14 protein-coding genes and 1 pseudogene are annotated in these 15,989 nt (G+C 60.4%); 8 read left to right on the top strand and 7 right to left on the bottom strand.

The window, feature by feature from the left end; genetic code table 11:
• Positions 1-30: 30 nt before the first annotated feature.
• Positions 31-1,560, bottom strand: a complete 1,530-nt coding sequence (locus CFBP6623_RS02715) for an MDR family MFS transporter (protein WP_046798560.1) — start codon at positions 1,558-1,560, stop codon at positions 31-33.
• A gap of 141 nt (positions 1,561-1,701) precedes the next feature.
• On the opposite strand from CFBP6623_RS02715, the gene CFBP6623_RS02710 reads away from it, so the two are divergent.
• Both CFBP6623_RS02710 and CFBP6623_RS02705 read left to right on the top strand, forming a co-directional pair.
• Positions 1,702-2,217 carry a MarR family winged helix-turn-helix transcriptional regulator gene (locus tag CFBP6623_RS02710; protein WP_046798935.1) on the top strand — a complete coding sequence of 172 codons (516 nt, stop codon included), beginning with the start codon at positions 1,702-1,704 and terminating at the stop codon, positions 2,215-2,217.
• Positions 2,218-2,299: 82 nt separating this feature from the next.
• Positions 2,300-2,959, top strand: coding sequence for a glutathione S-transferase family protein (locus CFBP6623_RS02705; RefSeq protein ID WP_046798559.1), 660 nt, complete (start codon positions 2,300-2,302; stop codon positions 2,957-2,959).
• 137 nt (positions 2,960-3,096) lie between these two features.
• On the opposite strand, the gene CFBP6623_RS02700 is transcribed toward CFBP6623_RS02705, so the two are convergent.
• Entirely contained in the window at positions 3,097-3,720 is a 624-nt protein-coding gene (locus tag CFBP6623_RS02700) for a glutathione S-transferase family protein (RefSeq protein ID WP_046798558.1), read from the bottom strand.
• Between the two features lie 154 nt (positions 3,721-3,874).
• Positions 3,875-4,873 carry an asparaginase gene (locus tag CFBP6623_RS02695; protein WP_046798934.1) on the bottom strand — a complete coding sequence of 333 codons (999 nt, stop codon included), beginning with the start codon at positions 4,871-4,873 and terminating at the stop codon, positions 3,875-3,877.
• Positions 4,874-4,946: 73 nt separating this feature from the next.
• Here CFBP6623_RS02695 and CFBP6623_RS02690 point away from each other — a divergent pair.
• A pseudogene (locus tag CFBP6623_RS02690) lies at positions 4,947-5,699 on the top strand (DUF3750 domain-containing protein).
• Positions 5,700-5,704: 5 nt separating this feature from the next.
• Here CFBP6623_RS02690 and CFBP6623_RS02685 read toward each other — a convergent pair.
• A complete protein-coding gene (locus CFBP6623_RS02685) occupies positions 5,705-7,048 on the bottom strand; it encodes a chloride channel protein (protein ID WP_046798933.1) in 1,344 nt (447 codons plus the stop codon).
• A 145-nt stretch (positions 7,049-7,193) separates the two neighbouring features.
• Between CFBP6623_RS02685 and CFBP6623_RS02680 the strand changes: the two genes are divergently transcribed.
• Both CFBP6623_RS02680 and CFBP6623_RS02675 read left to right on the top strand, forming a co-directional pair.
• Positions 7,194-7,469: a YlcI/YnfO family protein gene (locus CFBP6623_RS02680; RefSeq protein WP_046798556.1), complete on the top strand. Its 276-nt coding sequence runs from the start codon at positions 7,194-7,196 to the stop codon at positions 7,467-7,469.
• Complete coding sequence (locus CFBP6623_RS02675) at positions 7,466-7,765, top strand: type II toxin-antitoxin system RelE/ParE family toxin (protein ID WP_046798555.1); 300 nt, start codon at positions 7,466-7,468, stop codon at positions 7,763-7,765. The genes CFBP6623_RS02680 and CFBP6623_RS02675 overlap by 4 nt, the downstream gene beginning before the upstream one ends.
• A 3-nt stretch (positions 7,766-7,768) precedes the next feature.
• Here CFBP6623_RS02675 and betA read toward each other — a convergent pair whose 3' ends face one another.
• The 3 genes from betA to betI form a co-directional block, all read right to left on the bottom strand.
• Entirely contained in the window at positions 7,769-9,418 is a 1,650-nt protein-coding gene (gene betA, locus CFBP6623_RS02670) for a choline dehydrogenase (protein ID WP_046798554.1), read from the bottom strand.
• A 234-nt stretch (positions 9,419-9,652) separates the two neighbouring features.
• Positions 9,653-11,134 (bottom strand): betaine-aldehyde dehydrogenase, encoded by a 1,482-nt coding sequence (gene betB / locus CFBP6623_RS02660; RefSeq protein ID WP_046798553.1) that lies wholly within the window; start codon positions 11,132-11,134, stop codon positions 9,653-9,655.
• Positions 11,135-11,146: 12 nt separating this feature from the next.
• Entirely contained in the window at positions 11,147-11,767 is a 621-nt protein-coding gene (gene betI, locus CFBP6623_RS02655) for a transcriptional regulator BetI (protein WP_046798552.1), read from the bottom strand.
• A 393-nt stretch (positions 11,768-12,160) separates the two neighbouring features.
• On the opposite strand from betI, the gene CFBP6623_RS02650 reads away from it, so the two are divergent.
• The 3 genes from CFBP6623_RS02650 (at position 12,161) to CFBP6623_RS02635 (ending at position 15,730) form a co-directional block, all read left to right on the top strand.
• The gene (locus CFBP6623_RS02650; RefSeq protein WP_046798932.1) at positions 12,161-12,397 is read left to right on the top strand and encodes a ribbon-helix-helix domain-containing protein; all 237 of its coding nucleotides are present in this window, start codon (positions 12,161-12,163) and stop codon (positions 12,395-12,397) included.
• Between the two features lie 179 nt (positions 12,398-12,576).
• On the top strand, positions 12,577-14,379 hold the full coding sequence (locus CFBP6623_RS02645) for a GGDEF domain-containing protein (protein WP_046798551.1): 1,803 nt from the start codon (positions 12,577-12,579) through the stop codon (positions 14,377-14,379).
• 337 nt (positions 14,380-14,716) lie between these two features.
• Entirely contained in the window at positions 14,717-15,730 is a 1,014-nt protein-coding gene (locus CFBP6623_RS02635) for an NAD(P)H-quinone oxidoreductase (protein WP_046798550.1), read from the top strand.
• Positions 15,731-15,989 lie beyond the last annotated feature (259 nt).

Here is a 15,989-nt window from a genome sequence, read left to right as displayed (position 1 = left end):
GCCGGCGTTTACGCGGCGGCCTTCACCATCCTACTCCCCCGCCGCTTCCGCCCGCTTCGCCTCAACCGCGGCCGGCAGGCGCACCGGTTTCAGCATCAGCGCTGCCGCAAGGCCGATGGCAGCGGTTGCGGCGGCCGCGAAGAACAGCGGCGTAAAGGCGTCCGAATAAAGCGAGGCGACGGCGGCCTGTGAGGCGGCGGGCAGTTCGGCGAGCATTTTCGGCGTCAGTTCCTCTATTCTGCCGACGCCGGGGATATTGACCGCCACGCCCTTGAGGCTGGAGGTGACGATCGCGCCATAGACCGAGATGGCGATGGCAGCACCACCCATGCGGGTCAGCGTCACCGCGCCGCTCGCCGCACCGATATCCGCCTTGGGCGCGGAATTCTGCACACCGATGATCGGCGCCTGCTGGCCGAGGCCAACGGCGAAACCCTGCACCAGCATCAGTGCCGCAATCAGCGCCAGCGGCGTGCCCGCATGCATTTGCGTGAACAGCAGCATGGCGACGAGATTGATGGTGAGCCCCGCCACCGAGAAGGGCTTGTAGACACCGGTGATCGAAATCAACCGTCCTGCCGAAAGCGAGCCCATGACGATGCCGCCGGTGACCGCGATGAAGAACAGGCCGGCATGGGAAGGGGAAAGCCCGGTCGTGGTCTGCAGGAACAGGGCGTAATAATTGACCATGCCGATGCCGATGCCGCCGCTTGTCAGCGAGACGATCATAAGCAACGGAAAGGTGCTGTCCTTGAAGAGCCTCAGCGGCACCACGGGCTCCGGCGCGCGGCGCTCCACCTGTACCCACAGGAAAGCGGCGATGACGGCGAAGGCGATGATGCCGAGGCTCGGGCCTGCGATCAACGAGCCGAACAGTTCGCTGCTGTCAGCCCAGAAGACGACGCTGGCAATGGTGGCCGCCAGCAGAACCGCACCGAGATAATCGATCTTCGGCTGGCGCGCCGGGCGGCGGTAAGGCAGCATCAGCGCCAGACCGGCGATGACGATGATGCCGAGCGGCAGGTTGATGAGGAAGATCGACCGCCAGCCGAACAGGTCACTCATCGTGCCGCCGAGGATCGGGCCGACACTGCCTGACGCCATGATGGTGAGGCTGGAATAGCTCTGGTAGCGGGCGCGTTCACGCGGCTCGAACAGATCCGCATTGACGGAAAAGATCGACACCATAATGCCGCCGCCGCCAAGCCCCTGCAACACACGGGCAGCAATCAGGCTATCCATCGACCAGGCCAGACCGCAGGCGAGCGAGCCCAGCGTGAAGATGACCACCGCCGCGATCATCACATATTTGCGCCCGAACAGATCGCCGAGCTTGCCATAAACAGGCATGACCGCGCTGGTTGCCAGAAGATAGGCGGAGCCGATCCAGCCGAAACGTTCCAGCGCGCCGAATTCGCCGACGATGGTGGGCAGCGCTGTCGATACGATCTGATTGTCGAGGGTGGCCATGAACATAGCCAGCATCAGAAATAGGAAAACGATGAGCCTGCGCCGATGATCCGACACAAGCGGCGCCACGGGGGCTGCGGACATATCCATGAAAAATCTCGTTGAGTTCCGGCATATTTGCTGCGACAATTTGTGTGCTATCAGCATATATATGTCAATGGCAAGTTTTTGACATCCATGCTATTCGCGCTAAATGTGATCGCGAACGCGCAAGAAGAGGAACGGCTGAGAGTGGCGACTGAGGAAAACTGGAACGAAGATTTGCCCGAGGACATCAAGCGGATCGGCAATACGATGACGCGCATGCGCATCATGATCGGCCGCCGCATCATCGGCCGCATGGCGCTTGCCAAGCTCGCTCCGGGTCTCGAACTCTCGCATATCGACGTTCTGGATATTCTGCGCCGCTCCGAAGGTGATGTCACCGTGGGCGCGATTGCCGAGGGCATGCGCATCGATCCCTCACGCGGCAGCCGCGTTGTGGCGGATATGGTGGGGCGCGGCTTGTTGAAGCGTGGCGTCTCGCAGGAAGACGGCCGCCGCAGCATCGTCGAAATCACGCCGCTCGGCACCAGCCTGCTGCAGGAAATGCGCCGCACCAAGATGAGCGTCATCGAGGATGTGATGGACGGTTGGCCGGCGGAGGATGTGGAGACTTTCGCCCGCCTGTTCGAGCGGTTCATCGACCGTTTCGAATATCGGCTATCGCCGGATACGGACTTGCTGACGGATCAGAAAAAATCATAGTTGCCCCTGATATCTGCAACTTCACTTTAAAGCGGCGAGACCGTAACGTGCCGCCATCGAACAGGTTCAAGGGGTAATTTCGATGTTGACGATTTACGGTGTCTACCGGTCCCGCGCCACGCGCACGCTGTGGCTGGCAGGCGAACTCGGCATAGAATTCAAGCACGTGCCCGTGATACAGGCCCGCCGCCTTGCCGATCCGCTCGCTGCGGATGCGCCGCTCAACACGCTGTCGCCCGCGTTTCTGGCCGTCAACCCGATGGGCACCATTCCCTGCATCGAGGATGACGGCATGGTGCTTTACGAATCCATGGCCATCAATCTTTACCTTGCCCGCAAATATGGCGGGCCGCTCGCCCCGGTCGATCTGAAGGAAGATGCGGCGATGCTGCAATGGTCTTTCTTTGCCGCAACCGAAATCGAGACCAATTCGCTGAAAATTTCCTCCGCCATCGCCGAAGGCCTGTCGGAAAGCGATAGCGGCAAAGCAGTAATCGATGTTGCCGCCCGCCTGCTGAAACGCCCGTTCCGGGTGCTGGAGCAGCATCTTTCCCGCCATGACTATCTGGTTGGCGATCGTTTCACCGTCGCCGATCTCAATGCGGCGGAAATCGTCCGTTATGCGCAGGGCCACCAGCCGCTGTTTGATGCCCATCCGGCGGTGAAAGCCTGGCTCACCCGCTGCCAGGCGCGCACGGCGTTCAAGACGATGTGGGATACGCGCGCGGCTGAGGCGGCTTGACACGAGCTTTGGGCGCGGACTGGAGACGTCCCTCCGTACTCAACGTCATCCCCGGACTTGTCCCGAGGATCCAACCACGTCAAATAAAATCAATACGTTGCAGATCCTCGGGACAAGCCCGAGGATGACGACAGTAACTATTGACCCCTCTCGCTCGCCAGCGCCCGCTGTACCGCCGGGCGGTCGTTCATGCGGCGGAAGTGGTCGTGCACTTTCGGGAACCGGGCAATATCCACGCCGTCGCTTTCCAGCCAGCCGGACATGACGAAAAGATAGGGATCGGCCACCGAATAGGCCGTGCCCAGAACCCACGGGCCGTGCAATAGGCCGTGCTCGATCAGCTCGAAGCACTCACCCATGGTCTGCGGCACCTTCGCCTTCATATCCGCCAGCGAACTATCGTCGTTCGCCCAGCGGCTGCCGCGCCGGCCATGGGCGTGCGCGACATGTACGGTGGAGGAAATGAAGGCGTTGAAGGACTGCATGACGGCAAATTCAAAGGGATCGTCAAGCGGTGCGAGCTTCTTCTCCGGGGCCATCTGGGCGATGAAGGCGAGGATGGCCGGGGTCTCGGTCAGCACCCCGCTTGCGGTGGCGAGCGCCGGCACGCGGCCTTTCGGATTGATCTTCAGAAATGTCTCGGAGCGCTGTTCGCCCTCGGCGAAATTGACGCGGTGGGCCGTATAGGGCAGGCCGGATTCCTCAAGCACGATATGGCTGGCGCGCGAGCAGGAGCCGGGGGAAAAAAACAGGGTGAACATGGATATGCGACCTCCAGTGCAATGAAGGCGTCCACCCTCGTGCGGACGCCGCGCCTTACGGTCGGCCAGAGACGGCCATCACGCGCAGGGCAAGCCATCATCGTGCCGGCAACCGGCGGCGTCAAAGGTTTTATCGCGTTTTTGACGCCGGATTTTACAGCCCGACGACTCTGACATCACCGACATGGATGCCGTTCCAATTGCGCATCTGCCGGTTGGCCATGCCTGTCAGAGCCTGCTGCTCGGCGCTGCCCTCATCGAAATAGCGGGCGAGCAATGCCGAGACCATGGCTTCGGCCGCGCGTGTGGTGCCGTCTTCGCATTTCACCGCCATGGCAATACCCTTTTCCGGCAGGGCCGCCACGAAGACACCTTCAGCGCCGGTTTTGGCGAAAATCCTGCCCGGTGCGATCTGCATCAGCTTCGTGCAGGCGCGGCCGGTGCCTGCCACAAAAAAGGGTTCCGCCATGCAGGCCTCGATGAGACGACGCGAGGCTTTGGCGCGGCCCGCTTCCAGCCCCGTGCCCGTCGCCATCCTGGCGAAACCATGCGCCAGCCCCGTGAGCGGCACCGCATAGGTGGGGATGGAGCAACCATCGACGCCGCAATTGTCATGGCCGAGCGTCGCCCCCGTCAGGCTGGCCATGGTGGCGCGGATTTCCTGCTGCAACGGGTGATCATAACCGACATAGCCCTTGGGGTCAGTGCCCGTGTGGCAGCAGGCGCAGATGAAGCCGGAATGTTTGCCGGAGCAATTATTGTGCAGCGCCGTCGGTTTTTCCAGCGTGCGCGCCTGATGGATGATGGTTTTCTGGTCGGATGACCAGTGCGCGCCGCATTCCAGCGTCTCCACATCCCGCCCCGCTCTGGCCAGCATGGAAGCGGCAAGCGCTGCGTGCTCATCTTCACCGGAGTGGGAGGAACAGGCAAGCGCCAGTTCGCGATTGCCGAAACCATAGGCATCCGCCGCGCCGCTTTCCACCAGCGGCAGCGCCTGCATGGCCTTGCAGGCGGAACGCGGGAAGATGCCGCGCTCGACGTCACCTGCGGAAAACACAACGCCGCCATCACCATCCACCACCACGGCGAGGCCCTGATGGCGGCTTTCGACGAGGTTTCCCCTGGTGACTTCGACGGTAACGGAATTGTTCATGTTCGCAGCCTCAAAAAGTTCTGATTTTATGTCGTTGATACCGCAATTGATTTTTCGATGCACGGGGCTACCAGTGAAATTTGCAAAACGTCTGCTGCTGGCGATTGCCATTATCTATCTGCTTCCCGCTCTGGCATCGGCCGGCTTGTGGGCGATGCGGGATCATCCGCAGGGCTGACGCGATGCCCGCTGGTCTTCCTCCGGCACCCTTCCGCTAGCCGGAGCCGACAAGCAGGCTGCGATTTACGTGTTTTCCGCCATGACCGGCGGCTTCAAGGGCTCCGTCGCCAGCCATGCCTGGATTGTGCTCAAAAAGCCGGGTGCGACGGCCTATGATCGCTACGACAAGGTGGGTTGGGGAACGCCCATCCGCCGCAATGGCTATGCGGCGGATGCCTATTGGTATTCCAACACGCCGCGCGAGGTGGTGGCCATTCACGGCGCGGCGGCGGAAAAGCTGATCCCAAAGATCGAGCAGGCAATTGCCGATTATCCCTATGGCAAGCCGGGCGGCTATCGCATCTATCCCGGTCCCAACTCCAACACCTTCGTCGCGCATGTGCTGCGCAGCGTACCGGAACTCGGCGTAGTCCTGCCGCCTGACGCGGTGGGACGTGATTACTTGCCGAACGGCGCGTTTTATCATGTCGCCGACGACTGGAAGGATGCGAGCGTTTCGCTGGGCGGATTGTTCGGTATTTCGGCGGGAACGCGCAGCGGTTTCGAGATCAATTTTCTCGGTCTGGTCGCGGGTATCGATTTCAGCCGCCCGGGCGTTAAAATACCCGGCCTTGGGTATTTCGGGGTGGCCGGCGCACGCGTCTGACGCCATCAGGCATCGGTGGCGTGACTTGCCCTTTTTGCGCGGATGGCCTGGGCGATGAAAACGCGCGACAGGCCGTGATAGAGCGGCTCCCGGGAGAACAGGCGGGAGGTCAGATATCCCAGCATCGATGCGACCATGATGGGGATGACGCCTTCATGATTGCCGGTCATTTCGAGGATGATGACAAAAGCCGTCATCGGCGCCTGCACCACGCCGGCGAAATATCCTGCCATGCCGACGATCGCGCCGAGGCCGATGCTGGTGCCGAGCAGAGCGGCCATGGTGCTGCCGAAACCGGCACCCACGGACAGGGAGGGCGCGAAGATGCCGCCGGGAATACCCGACATCATCGCAAGAAAGGTCGCCGCCAGCTTTTCGATGAAGAAGAAGGTCGGAGCGGCTTGCCCCTCAATCGCCGCACGGGCCTGTTCGTAGCCGGTTCCAAAGGTCGCGCCACCCGTTGCAATACCGATGACGGCCGAAGCGAGGCCACAGGCGGCAGCAACCGCCAGCATTCGTTTTAACGGCACGGACTGCGCGAAACGCCGGATGCGGGCGGACAGTCGCAGCGCCCCGGCGCTGAAGAGCGCGCCGAAAGCGCCGCCGCCAATGCCACAGATCAGCACCAGAAGCCAGTCTGCTGTCGTTTTCGCCAGAACGGAACTCGTACCGAAATATGTGTAGCTGCCGACCAGCGCCAGCGAAGCAAGGCCGGACAGGATGACGGCGGTGAGAACAAGACCATTGGCGCGGGATTCGTAGGTTTTACTCATTTCCTCGATGGCAAAGACGATGCCTGCCAGCGGCGTATTGAAGGCGGCCGCGATGCCCGCCGCCGATCCGGCGAGGATGAGACCCTTCGCCTGCGCCATACCGCCCCAGCGGGCAGCCTGCAGCATGATCGAGGCACCCACCTGAACGGTCGGCCCCTCACGCCCGATCGAGGCGCCGGACAAAAGACCCGCCACCGTCAGCACCACCTTGCCGAAAGCGAGCTTCAGCGACAGAAGCCGCGAACGATCCGCATCGTCACGCAGATGCCGCGCGGCGATCGCCTGCGGAATACCGCTGCCACCGGCATTGGGGAAAACCGTCAATGCCAGCCAGGCGCAGAGCGTGAAACCGAGTGGTGTTATGATGAGCGGCAACAGGAACGCCCACGGCCCCGAAGAAGTGGCCGCGAAGAAAAGATGCTGGGCGCGATCCGCCGCCCATGCAAAACCGACGCTGATGACGCCCACCGCAAGCGCGCCGATCCAGAAAACCGCCCGCGGTTTCCAAGCCCGCCACGACCCCCAGACAACACGGGAACGGCGGAGCATCTTCAGCTTCTTGTAATCGACGGGCATGGCGGTCCAGATCGGTGATTTTGCATTCTTCAGGCGGGACGCCCGTTTATCGACCTCTCGGGCAGGGATTGCAAGTTTCGCATTTGACATAGCGTCATAACCGGCTCATTCTAAGCATCGCAATTGCAACGCATGGAGGTGCAACATGAAAACGGCGACATTGCCCTCGCTTCGGGTAACTGCGGATTTTCGCGAGGCGGCGGAAAGCGTGCTGAAGGACGGCGAAACGCTCTCTTCCTTCGTTGAGGATTCCGTGCGCAGGGAAGTGGAAATCCGCAAATCGCAGGCGGATTTTATTGCACGCGGGCTGGCCGCGCGTGAAGAATCGAAGAAAACGGGTGTTTATCACAGAGCGGAAGATGTGCTTGCCGAACTGAAAATTATGCTTGACGCAAAGCTCACTGAAGACGACGACAAGTGACATATCAGGTTTTTCTCGCCGACAGAGCACGCGACAACATAACGCGTCTATATGCTCATCTCCTTCGCCAGGACAAACATGCGGCGAAGCGAGCTTACAGGGCAATCGAAAAGGGGATCGCCGCACTTGCGGACTTTCCAATGAGTTGCAGAAAAGTTGATGCGGAAAGCCCGTTTCTGCGGGAATTTCTCATCCCGTTTGGGTCTTCGGGTTATGTCATTCTCTTTGAAATAGAGAATGCCGAGAAAGTAACAATCCTCGCGATCCGCCACCAGCGCGAGGATGACTACCACTGATCCTCACCGGTCGCTGACGGCCGCGCGCGGGTTCGTCCAAGGTTCCTGATTGGAACGCGGCAGCGGGGTCTTGCCGAGAATATGATCGGCCGCCTTTTCACCGGTCATGATCGACGGGCCGTTCAGGTTGCCATAGGTCACATGCGGGAAGATCGAGCTGTCGGCAACCCTCAATCCCTCAACGCCGATCACCCGGCATTCGGGATCGACCACGGCCATCGGGTCGTCCCTGTCGCCCATCCGGCAGGTGCCGCAGGGGTGATATGCGCTTTCCAGATGTTCCCGCAAAAAGGCGTCGATCTCATCGTCGCTCGCCACTTTTTCACCCGGCTGGATTTCCGGTCCGCGAAAATCGTCAAAGGCTTTCTGGCTGAAGATTTCACGCGTCAGGCGCACGCAATGGCGGAACTTCTCCCAGTCTTCCGGGTGGCTCATATAATTGAAACGAATGACGGGGTCGTCCTTCGGATCGGCGGAGCGGAGCGTGACGTTGCCGCGTGATTTTGACAGGTTGTAACCGACATGCACTTGAAAACCATGACTTTTCGCCGCCGCCTTGCCGTCATAGGAAATGGCGACGGGCAGGAAATGATACTGGATATCAGGCTGTTTCAGGCCTGGTGCGGAGCGCAGGAAGGCGCAGGCCTCGAACTGGTTGGAGGCACCAAGCCCGCCTTTCGACAGCAGCCATTGCGCACCGGCCACTCCCTGCCAGAACCATGGCAGCCAGGAATATAGCGAGACGGGCTTGGTGGAGACCTGCTGGAAATAGAACTCCATATGGTCCTGGAGGTTTGCGCCGACACCCGGACGATCCGCCTTCACCTCGATGCCCATCTCAGCCAGATGCGCGGCGGGGCCGATGCCCGAAAGCATCAGCAGTTTCGGCGAATTGAAGGAGGAGGCGGAAATGATGACTTCGCGATTGGCCTTGATGGTTTCGACCACGCCCTTGCGCTCGATCTCGACACCCACGGCCCGGCCGTTCTCGATGACGATCTTGCGGGCGAAACCGCTAACCAGTGTGACATTGCCGCGCTTCAGCGCCGGCCGCAGATAGGCGTTGGCGGCGGACCAGCGACGGCCGTTGTGGATGGTCTGCTCCATAAGGCCGAAACCTTCCTGCTTCGAGCCGTTATAGTCGTCCGTCAGTTCGAAGCCCGCCTGTGCGCCGGCCTGAATGAAGGCATGGAACAGAGGATTATTCACCGGCCCGCGCTGCACATGCAGCGGCCCATCCGTGCCACGCCATCCCTCCTCGCCGCCATGGCTGTGTTCCATGCGCTTGAAATAGGGCAGCACATCCGCATAGGCCCAGCCATGCGCGCCAAGCTCTTCCCAGCGGTTGAAATCCTCCGCATGGCCGCGCACATAAACGAGGCCGTTGATGGAAGACGAACCGCCGATGACTTTTCCACGCGGCGCCGTAATTCTGCGGTTGTCGAGGTTCGGCTCGGGCTCGGAGAGATAACCCCAATTATAGCGCTTCATGCTCATCGGCCACGCCAATGCGGCCGGCATCTGGATGAAGGGGCCGAAATCCGATCCACCGGCCTCGATGACAATCACCGAATAACGGCCGTCTTCCGACAGGCGATAGGCGATGGCGGAACCTGCGGAGCCGGAGCCGACGATGATGTAATCTGCTTGCATGATCTGCTCTCTCCGATGAGCGTTGGTTCCGATTGATTGACTGTCAGTGGGTGAGGCTTACCCCCTCTGCCCTGCCGGGCATCTCCCCCTCAAGGGGGGAGATCGGCAGGAGGCGCTACCGCCACCTCATTCGCAAACATTGAGATGGGCGAAACCTCGCCGCAGATCGATCTCCCCCCTTGAGGGGGAGATGCCCGGCAGGGCAGAGGGGGGTGACCCACCCGCCGAGCCTTATTAATAAGGCGCGTCCACCTTCCCCGTGCTCACATAAACCGTCTTCAACTCGCTATAATGCTCCAGCGCCGCCGCCGAATTCTCCCGCCCGAAGCCGGATTGTTTGGAGCCGCCAAACGGGATTTCCACCGGGCAGAGATTGTACGTATTGATCCACAGCGTACCGGCCTCCAGCCCATCCACCACACGGTGGGCGCGGGCAAGGTCGGCGGTAAAGACGCCGCCGGCCAGCCCGAATTCCGTGGCGTTGGCGCGGGCGAGAACCTCGTCCTCATCGTCGAAATCCAGGACACACATGACCGGGCCGAAGATTTCCTCGCGGGCAATGGTCATGTTGTCGGTCACATCGGCGAACACGGTCGGCTGCACGTAAGCGCCCTCACCCGCAACATTGTTGGGAATGCCGCCGCCGGTGACGAGTGTTGCGCCTTCCGCCTTGCCCTTTTCGATATAGGCGAGAACCTTCTCCTGCTGGGCTTTGGAGACCAGCGGGCCGAGATGGGTGGCATAGTCGAGCGGATCGCCGAGGATCATCGCCTCGGTGCGGCGCTTCAGGTTTTCGAGGAAGCGCTCCTTGGCCTTTTTCTGCACGAAGACGCGTGTACCGTTGGAGCAGACCTGCCCGGAGGAATAAAAATTCCCGAGCATCGCACCGCCGACCGCGCTTTCGATATCGGCGTCGTCGAAGACGATCAGCGGCGACTTGCCGCCAAGTTCCATCGTCACATGCTTCAGATGCCCGGCAGCGGCGGCGGCCACCTTGCGGCCGGTCGGCACCGAGCCGGTGAGCGAGACCTTGGCGACATCGGGGTGATTGACCAATAGCGGGCCAGTATCGCGATCACCCTGAATGACGTTGAACAGGCCCTTGGGCAGTCCCGCCTCGATGAGGATTTCGGCAATCTTCAAGGCGCCGAGCGGGGTGTTTTCCGAGGGTTTGAAGACCATGGCGTTGCCGGCGACAAGCGCGGGCGCTGCCTTCCAGCAGGCGATCTGCTGCGGATAGTTCCAGGCGCCGATACCGACACAGACGCCGAGCGGCACGCGTTTGGTATAGGCGAAATCGCCACCAAGCGGGATGTAATCGCCGTTCAGCGCAGAAGGTGCGATGCCGCCGAAAAATTCGAAGGCATCCGCGCCTGATGTCGGGTCGGCGACGATGGTTTCCTGAATGGGCTTGCCGGTATCCAGCGTCTCGAGCGTCGAAAGCGCGTCGTTGCGTTCACGCATGATATCGGCGGCGCGCTTGAGGATACGGCCACGGGCCATGGGGCTCATCGCCGCCCATTCCTTCTGGGCGCGTTTGGCCGAGGCGATGGCGCGTTCGACAATCGCCGGGGTTGCCGCATGCAGCCTTGCGATAACCTCGCCGGTGGCCGGAAAGACGCTTTCGAAAAGGGTGCCGGTATTGTCTTCGACATAGTCGCCGTCGATGAAATGCGAGGCTTTGGGCTGCGCCTTAAGCGGCGTCGCAATGGTCATGTCGAAGTCTCCTTAAAGAACGCGGATGGACGGCCTAGGGCGCTGTCCATCGGGATAGGGTTTGAGCTGCATGTCGAAATAATCCTCGACAAGCGCCGGCGCGGAAGCGAGGCCGAGCGGGGCTGAATGCAGGCTGTGTCTGATATAAAGCCCGTCGATGAGGGCCGCCGCCCCCTCCGCAATGCGTGCGGCATCATCGGGCGGGCAGAGCCGGTTGAGGCTTGCCATGAGGTTGGAGCGCAGGCGGCGGGAATAAATCACCAGCAGCCGCCGGGTTTCCTCCGAACGCTGCGCCTCGACATAAAAGGCAAGCCATGCCGCCACCGTTTCCGGCGTGAACTGATCGCTCTGGAAGGAGACATGCACGATGGCGCTCAGCCTTTCACGCGGGCCGGAAGCGCGGGTCAGCGCGGCGACGGCATCGCGCCTGAGGTCGCGCAGCAGGCTGCGGATGGTTTCGAGAAGAAGCTGCTGCTTGCTGCCGAAATAATGATGCGCAAGGGCCGCCGACACGCCCGCCTCCCGGGCGATGTCAGACATCGTCACATTCAGCGAACCATGGTGGCCGATGGTGCGCAGCGCCGCATCAACAAGCGCCTTGCGGCGCAGAGGCTCCATTCCGATCTTGGGCATAATCGTCTCCTTGACGGATGGCAAATTATTCTTGATTGATCAATCAATCAATAAAAAACGCGCCATTTTATGTCGCGGATTTGCGATGGATCATATTTTCCATCGCCCTGTTCCGATAATCTCATCAATGCCGAGCAGCGTTATGAACCCGCCGCTGCTGCGCGGCTCGCATCCGCTCACTTCCCCTCCTCACAGGGGAAAAACTAAACCGTGATATACTGCGAATTGGGAATGAAACGCGTTTCGTGCTAATATGAGAAGTGATACAAATTTCGCTGGAAGCGGCGCCAGACGAAAAACGATAAAAACGCCCGCCATAGACCACGACGGTACCCTGTCCGCAAATTGGACATCAAAGGTTCGATCGCAGTGTTTAAAGAAGGGAGTGATATCATGCCAATGGTAACAGTATCGATTTCCCCGGAACAGGCAGCAAGAATGCGCGAGGCCGTGAATTGCGGCGCTTACGCATCCGGCAGCGAGGTCGTCAGGGCCGCGCTGCGGCTATGGGCGGCCTCTGCACAGCACAACACGGAAACAAGCCCTGCCGCCCCTGTCGAAGCGGACCGGGAACGCATGAATGTTGCGGAACTCTACGCCGCTCACACCGGGCACGCACGCCGGGCCTGATGCTTGCCCGACAACCCCGCATATTGAGGGGGCTGTGATAAAACGTTCATCAAAGCTTCACAGTCGTGAAAGCTTTTGTTGACCTGTCATCTGCAATTGTTCGCCGTAAAAGAAGCGGCCCCTTTTTGGCGCATTTTCGCGCCATGCAATCAAGGAGCCGGCCAATTGCGGAGAACGAAATGCAGGCCGTCACGATGGAGAATGATGTCATAAGGCGATTTGCCTCCGGGCACATGTTTCCCATGGCGAAGCTTGTACTTGAAACCGCGTTTCAGCCGATTGTCGAGGCGACGACGGGCACGATTTTCGGTTATGAATCGCTGATGCGCGGCCATGACCGGCTCGGTTTTTCCAATCCGCTGGCGCTTCTCGACCAGGCTGCTGCCGACGGCGAACTGAAGGCTTTCGAGCAGATGCTGGCAAGCCGCGCGCTGGCAAAGTTCTCCACCCTTCCCGACTTTTCCTCCACCACGCTGTTCCTCAATCTCGATGTGCGGCTGATCCCGCATGGCGACGCCATTCTCGACAAGCTCGTCGGCCATCTGGCGCGGGCAGGCATTCCGGCCTCCTCCATCTGCTTTGAGCTTTCCGAACGTTTCGACAATACCAGCGTGCCGGAATTCACGGCGCTGATTGCCCGTATGCGCAAGGAAGGCTTCAAGCTGGCGATCGATGATTTCGGCGCCGGTCACGGCGAGATGAAGCTTTTGTGCGACTATCCGCTGGACTACCTGAAGATCGACCGGCACTTCATCAGTGGCGTCGATCATCTTCCGCGCAAACAGCACCTCGTCCGCAACATCGTCAACATCGCCCATGTTCTCGGTGTGCGGGTGATTGCGGAAGGCATCGAAACGGAAGCGGAGTTTCTGACCTGCCGCGAATATGGCGTCGATCTGGTGCAGGGCTGGCTGATCGCCAAGCCGACCGTCTTCACCAGCGAGCTTCCAGAGAGCTTTCCGCACCTCAACCGCATGGGCGTGGCGCGGCGCAGCAGCCAGTCGCTGGACGAAATATTGATCCGCCGGGAAATTGAGCGTCTTCCCACCGTCTATGAGCATGACAGCGTCGATAATGTCTTCGAACTGTTTCGCAGAAACCCGCAGCAGGCATTTTTTCCGGTTCTCAACGCCAATGGCGAACCGCGCGGCGTCATCAACGAATATCACCTCAAGGAATATATCTACCGGCCTTTCGGTCGCGACCTGCTCAAGAACAAGATCTATGAGCGCACCATCTCCCATTTCGTCGATCCCGCGCCGATCGTCGGTCTTGATGCGGATGCCGACCAGTTGATGAACATGTTCGCCAGCATGGGCGGCAGCGCCTGCATCATCCTGACCGAGAACATGCGTTACGCCGGCATCGTCTCGGCGGCCTCGCTCATCAAGGTCATCAATGAAAAACAGCTGAAGATGGCGCAGGACCAGAACCCGCTGACCGCGCTGCCCGGTAACCGCGCCATTGGCGGCTTCATTGCCGACAGCTGCGGCGACGGCGACGAGACGCGGTTCTTCTGCTATTGCGACTTCGACAATTTCAAACCCTTCAACGACAAATACGGCTTCAACGCCGGCGACCACGCCATTACCCTGTTTTCAGCGCTGATGCGCCGCTACTTTTTTGCCGGCGACTGCTTTCTCGGCCATATTGGCGGCGACGATTTCTTCATCGGCGTGCGGGACTGGACGGTGGAGGAACTGACGGAAATCCTCGAACGCCTGCTCAGCGATTTTCATGACGACGTGGCGGAACTCTATTCGCCGGAGGACCGGCAGGCAGGCCGCATGGTCGGCCTCGACCGGCGCGGCAATGAGCGGGATTTCGCCCTGCTGCGCTGCTCGATCGGTGTGCTCACCCTGCCGAAAGGGCTGATCATCGCCAATCCCGAACGCATTGGCAGCGAAATCGCCGGGGTCAAGACAGCCGCGAAGGAAAACGAAAGCGGCCTCGTCATCCGGGTGTTCGGCGAGACGAATTGAGAAATAAACACTGGGCTTGGGATGCGTTCGTCTCTGCATGCGCCGCTCACCCCCCTCTGTCCTGCCGGACATCTCCCCCTCAAGGGGGGAGATCGGCAAGAAGCGCTAAAGCCACGTCATTCTCTGAAATCGAGACGGCCGAAACCTCACGGCATGTCGATCTCCCCCCTTGAGGGGGAGATGTCCGGCAGGACAGAGGGGGGTGAGCGGCATACTCCAAGCCCGTGTCGTCCAAAAACGTGCAGCGCGCCGCAGCGTCAAAGAGCCGCCTTCCCTAAAGGACGCATCCGGCCTACATCTTAAGGTAACGCCAATGCTCAGGGAGTTGCCCTCGCCCATGTCCGACCCCACGACCCTGCCCGAAACAATGCGCTTCATCGACCTTCCTTCCCATGGCGGCCCGGAGGTCATGCGGCTTTCGCAGATGGCTTTGCCGAAACCCGCCAAAGGCGAGATTCTGGTCAAGGTCGAGGCTATGGGCGTCAACCGTCCCGATGTCGCGCAGAGACAGGGCATATATCCGCCGCCCAAGGATGCAAGCCCGATCCTCGGCCTGGAGATTGCCGGAGAAGTCGTTGCTCTCGGCGAAGGTGTCACCGAATTCAAGCCGGGCGATAAAATCTGCGCGCTCGCCAATGGCGGCGGTTACGCAGAATATTGCACAGTGCCGGCCAGTCAGTCCCTGCCCTTCCCCAAGGGTTATGATGCCGTCAAAGCCGCAGCGCTGCCGGAAACCTTCTTCACTGTCTGGGCCAATCTCTTCCAGATGGCGGGCCTCACCGAAGGCGAAAGCGTGCTGATCCACGGCGGCACCAGCGGCATCGGCACGACGGCCATCCAGCTCGCCAAAGCCTTTGGTGCGGAGGTCTATGCCACGGCCGGCTCAGCGGAAAAATGCGACGCCTGCGTCAAGCTCGGCGCCAAACGGGCGATCAATTACCGCGAAGAGGATTTCGCTGCCGTCATCAAGGCTGAGACCGGCGGCAAGGGCGTGGATGTGGTTCTCGACATGATCGGCGCGGCCTATTTCGAAAAGAACATCGCCGCACTCGCCAGGGACGGCTGCCTCTCCATCATCGCCTTTCTGGGTGGCACGACGGCCGATAAAGTCGATCTGCGACCCATCATGGTCAAACGTCTCACCGTCACCGGCTCCACCATGCGGCCCCGCACCGCCGAAGAAAAACGAGCGATCCGCGACGACCTCATCGAGCTGGTCTGGCCGCTCATCGAAACCGGTAAGGTCGCACCGGTGATCAACCGGGTCTTTGCGCTGGATGAGGTCGTGGAAGCGCACCGGCTGATGGAAAGCAGCAATCATATCGGGAAGATCGTGATGCGGGTGTCGTGACGGAACCTCTTGCATTACTCACGAATCGTACTACCTTCTAGTTATGTTCAACGTATCGGAAGGAGGTGATCCAATGTCTAGTGAGATTTCGGTCTCTGGTGCAGGCAATGGAAAGGGTGTGTTTTCGACGGGGCAACCCTCGGCGTAAACCTCTTGCCTTCGGAACGTTGAGAAACAGTCCCGGGTCTGTAAACAGGACCAAACTCATGGAAGGGTCGCTTCGGCGGCCCTTTTCCGTTTCCGGGTTATTTGCCTTTGA

It is taken from the genome of Agrobacterium tumefaciens (assembly GCF_005221385.1).
Taxonomy (GTDB): domain Bacteria; phylum Pseudomonadota; class Alphaproteobacteria; order Rhizobiales; family Rhizobiaceae; genus Agrobacterium; species Agrobacterium tomkonis.
This window is presented reverse-complemented; position numbering and strand designations above follow the sequence as displayed.

Coding starts and splice junctions, on each gene's coding strand:
- CFBP6623_RS02695 (WP_046798934.1), bottom strand. CDS start 4,873: ATGAACAATTCCGTTACCGTCGAAGTCACCAGGGGAAACCTCGTCGAA.
- betA (WP_046798554.1), bottom strand. CDS start 9,418: ATGCAAGCAGATTACATCATCGTCGGCTCCGGCTCCGCAGGTTCCGCC.
- CFBP6623_RS02645 (WP_046798551.1), top strand. CDS start 12,577: ATGCAGGCCGTCACGATGGAGAATGATGTCATAAGGCGATTTGCCTCC.
- CFBP6623_RS02705 (WP_046798559.1), top strand. CDS start 2,300: ATGTTGACGATTTACGGTGTCTACCGGTCCCGCGCCACGCGCACGCTG.
- CFBP6623_RS02715 (WP_046798560.1), bottom strand. CDS start 1,560: ATGGATATGTCCGCAGCCCCCGTGGCGCCGCTTGTGTCGGATCATCGG.
- CFBP6623_RS02650 (WP_046798932.1), top strand. CDS start 12,161: ATGCCAATGGTAACAGTATCGATTTCCCCGGAACAGGCAGCAAGAATG.
- betB (WP_046798553.1), bottom strand. CDS start 11,134: ATGACCATTGCGACGCCGCTTAAGGCGCAGCCCAAAGCCTCGCATTTC.
- betI (WP_046798552.1), bottom strand. CDS start 11,767: ATGCCCAAGATCGGAATGGAGCCTCTGCGCCGCAAGGCGCTTGTTGAT.
- CFBP6623_RS02685 (WP_046798933.1), bottom strand. CDS start 7,048: ATGCCCGTCGATTACAAGAAGCTGAAGATGCTCCGCCGTTCCCGTGTT.
- CFBP6623_RS02700 (WP_046798558.1), bottom strand. CDS start 3,720: ATGTTCACCCTGTTTTTTTCCCCCGGCTCCTGCTCGCGCGCCAGCCAT.
- CFBP6623_RS02635 (WP_046798550.1), top strand. CDS start 14,717: ATGTCCGACCCCACGACCCTGCCCGAAACAATGCGCTTCATCGACCTT.
- CFBP6623_RS02680 (WP_046798556.1), top strand. CDS start 7,194: ATGAAAACGGCGACATTGCCCTCGCTTCGGGTAACTGCGGATTTTCGC.